This is a genomic window from uncultured Microbacterium sp., assembly GCF_913776565.1.
Classification (GTDB): domain Bacteria; phylum Actinomycetota; class Actinomycetes; order Actinomycetales; family Microbacteriaceae; genus Microbacterium.
In genome coordinates this window covers 1-3,088 of sequence record NZ_CAJYPF010000248.1, presented here as the reverse complement: position 1 = coordinate 3,088, position 3,088 = coordinate 1, and the positions used below count along the sequence as shown (strand labels likewise).

The 3,088-nt window shown below is 70.2% G+C and carries 2 protein-coding genes, 1 tRNA gene and 2 pseudogenes; 3 read left to right on the top strand and 2 right to left on the bottom strand.

Features of this window, described 5'->3' with window-relative positions:
• Positions 1-23: 23 nt before the first annotated feature.
• Positions 24-77 (top strand): annotated as a pseudogene (locus QZ433_RS13815) (hypothetical protein); the annotation flags it as partial.
• 59 nt (positions 78-136) lie between these two features.
• Here the strand turns inward: QZ433_RS13815 and QZ433_RS13810 are convergent.
• Positions 137-1,012, bottom strand: a pseudogene (locus tag QZ433_RS13810) (TerC family protein); the annotation flags it as partial.
• 171 nt (positions 1,013-1,183) lie between these two features.
• Here QZ433_RS13810 and QZ433_RS13805 point away from each other — a divergent pair.
• A complete protein-coding gene (locus QZ433_RS13805; protein WP_295784546.1) occupies positions 1,184-1,738 on the top strand; it encodes a sigma-70 family RNA polymerase sigma factor in 555 nt (184 codons plus the stop codon).
• Positions 1,735-2,778 carry a DUF4349 domain-containing protein gene (locus tag QZ433_RS13800; protein ID WP_295784544.1) on the top strand — a complete coding sequence of 348 codons (1,044 nt, stop codon included), beginning with the start codon at positions 1,735-1,737 and terminating at the stop codon, positions 2,776-2,778. Before QZ433_RS13805 ends, QZ433_RS13800 begins: the two co-directional genes overlap by 4 nt.
• A gap of 181 nt (positions 2,779-2,959) precedes the next feature.
• On the opposite strand, the gene QZ433_RS13795 is transcribed toward QZ433_RS13800, so the two are convergent.
• A tRNA-Glu gene (locus QZ433_RS13795) sits at positions 2,960-3,035 on the bottom strand.
• Positions 3,036-3,088: the final 53 nt, after the last annotated feature.

Here is a 3,088-nt window from a genome sequence, read left to right as displayed (position 1 = left end):
TCACGGCTAACCTGTTCGCGCTGATGGGCCTGCGCCAGCTGTACTTCCTGCTCGGCGACCTGCTGGACCGCCTCAAGTACCTGCACTTCGGGATCGCCTTCATCCTCGCCTTCATCGGCGTGAAGCTCATCCTGCACTCGATGGGCTCGCCGCCGTTGATGAACGGCAGCTCGTTGACGTGCATCGCGTGCAAGATGAGCTTGACGCCGATGAAAGCGAGGATGAACGCGATCCCGAAGTGCAGGTACTTGAGGCGGTCCAGCAGGTCGCCGAGCAGGAAGTACAGCTGGCGCAGGCCCATCAGCGCGAACAGGTTGGCCGTGAAGACGATGAACGGGCTCTGCGTGATGCCGAAGATCGCGGGGATCGAGTCGATCGCGAACAGCAGGTCGGTCACACCGATCGCCACGAAGACGATGATCATGGGCGTGAACAGCTTCTTGCCGTTCACCCGCGTGATGACCTTCTTGCCGTCGTAAGAGTCGCTCATGGGCAGCACGCGACGGAGCGTGCGCACGATGAGGTTCTCTTTCTGCGCGTCGTCGTCATCGTCGCCGGGGAACGCCTGGCGGATCGCGGTGTAGATGAGGAACAGACCGAACAGGTAGAAGATCGGGCTGAAGTTCTCGATGATGGTCGCCCCGACCAGGATGAACGCGCCGCGCAGGACGAGCGCGATGATGATGCCCACCATCAGCACCTCCTGCTGGTAGCGGCGCGGCACGGCGAACTGTCCCATGATCAGCACGAAGACGAAGAGGTTGTCTATCGACAGGCTGTATTCGGTCAGCCAGCCGGCGACGAACTGCCCCGCCACCTCTCCCCCGGCCACGATCCACAGCACCCCCGCGAAGATCAGCGCGAGCGTGACGTAGAACACCACCCACAGCGTCGACTCCTTGGGGGCGGGGATGTGCGGCCGCTTGAGGATGATCAGCAGATCGGCGATCAGGATCACGACGAGCACCACCAGCGTGATGGTCTGGAAGAGCGGGTCGAGCTGCAGCTCCATCGCGGGGCCTTTCGTCGGGGAAACGCTCGAGTTTATCCGCCCGCCCGCGGCGGGCACGGGTTTGTGCGCGTAGTGCTCATTGCGCGGCTTTCGTGAGACGATCCGCCCCCGCCGGACACTTCTCAGTGAGAGAGTGCTCGCAGGGCTTCGCCCCACACCGAACGGATGCCGATGATCGACGACGTGATCGACGACAGGGCGCTGGTCGCGCGCGCCGCCGGTGGGTCCGAGGCCGCGTTCCGCACGCTGTACCGCGCCTACGTCCGCCCGGTGTACTGGGTGGCGTTCGGACTGGTGGGCGACGCCGCCGACGCCGAGGACGTCACGCAGGAGACCTTCGTCGTGGCCTGGCGCAAGATCGCGTCGCTCCGGCTCGAGGGCGATTCGCTGCTGCCGTGGCTCGCCACCGTGTGCCGACTGCAGGCGCAGAACCGCCTGCGCGCGCGGCGGCGGCACGGCTCGCACGCCGCCCTCGACGATCAGATCCCCGCGGTCGTCGACGTGGAGGCGCAGGTGGTGCAGGCGCAGACGGTGGCGGCGATCCTCGCCGCGGTCGAGCGGCTGAGCGACCTGGATCGCGAGATCTTCCGGCTGTGCGCGGCGGAGGGATACGGCTACGAGGCCGCCGCCGCCTCGCTGGGCGTGTCGCACGGCACGGTGCGCAACCGCCTCTCCCGCATCCGCTCCCGGATGCGCGCCACCGCGATGGAGACGGAGACCCCATGACCACCCCCACCCTTCCCCCGCTCCCCCACGACCGGGTGGATGCCATCGAGACCGCCGTCTTCGGGCGCATCGCCGACGAGCGCGAGCGGTCCCGTCGCCGCCGCCGCGGCATCTGGGGCGGGGTCGCCGCCACCGCGGCGGTGGTGCTCGTCGCCGGTGTCGTGGGACCGTGGCTCACCACGGCCACGGGCACGAGTGCGTCGAGCACCTCGACCGAGGCCGGCGGTCTGACGGATCCGTCCGCCGGCGACGCGGCGATCGCCCCCGAGGGGGCGGCGGATTCGCGGTCCGCGGCCGGGGCGGCATCCGGCACCGCGGGCTCCAGCGCCACCGCCGGGCGCGACGTCGTGGCCACCGGGTCCAGCACGGTCGAGGTGGACGACGTCCGCGCCGCGATCGACGCGGTGAGCGCGGCGGCCACCGCGGCGGGGGGCTACGTCGAGTCGTCTCAGATCGGCGGCGGCCCGGTCGTCATGCCGATCGACGGCGCGTCGGCTCCCGCGATCGGCTCGGGTTTCGTCACGGTCCGGGTGCCCGCCGAGGCGCTCACGCAGGTCATGGAGGGCCTCGGCGAGATCGGCGACGTCACGGCCACGAGCGTCACCCGCTCCGACGTGACCGAGCAGACCGTCGACCTGCGGGCGCGCGTGGCCGCCGGTGAGGCCTCGGTCGCCCGGCTGACGCAACTGCTGGCGCAGGCGGCATCCGTCTCGGACCTGGTGACGGCCGAGTCGGCGCTCGCCGACCGTCAGGCGCAGCTGGACAGCGACCGTCAAGTGCTGCAGAGCATCGAGTCGCAGGTGGCCCTGTCGTCGCTGAGCGTGCAGTTCACCGAGCGGTCCGCGTCCGTCACCGCGGATCCCGCGGGCTTCGGCGACGGCCTGTCGGCGGGGTGGAACGGGCTCGTGGCGACCCTGAACGGCGTTGTGTTCGGACTCGGCTTCCTGCTGCCGTGGATCGTCGTGGCCGGCGTGGTGGCCGCGCTCGTCTGGGCCGTCCGGCGGTACCTGCGCCGTCGGCGTGCCGCGCGCGAGGGCTGAGCGCGGCGGCGCGGTGGTACCGCTGGGCGGGCCCGCGCGGCCGACTCGGCCGCCCGATGGCGTCGCTCGGCGGGGCGCACCGACCCCGCCCGGCGCCGCGCGCGTCGCGGCGGCTCGGCCCCGGCATCCCGACGGCAACGAGAAAGAGCCCCGACCATCCGGTCGAGGCTCTTTCTCGTGTTGGTGACCCCAGCGGGATTCGAACCCGCGTTACCGCCGTGAGAGGGCGGCGTACTAGGCCGCTATACGATGGGGCCGCGTCGCAACGTGTTCAAGTATGCACCACGAATGACGCGCACGCAAAATCGGG

What these genes read in the sequence shown, in the direction of transcription:
- QZ433_RS13805 (WP_295784546.1), top strand. Translation starts at nt 1,184, where the DNA reads ATGATCGACGACGTGATCGACGACAGGGCGCTGGTCGCGCGCGCCGCC.
- QZ433_RS13800 (WP_295784544.1), top strand. Translation starts at nt 1,735, where the DNA reads ATGACCACCCCCACCCTTCCCCCGCTCCCCCACGACCGGGTGGATGCC.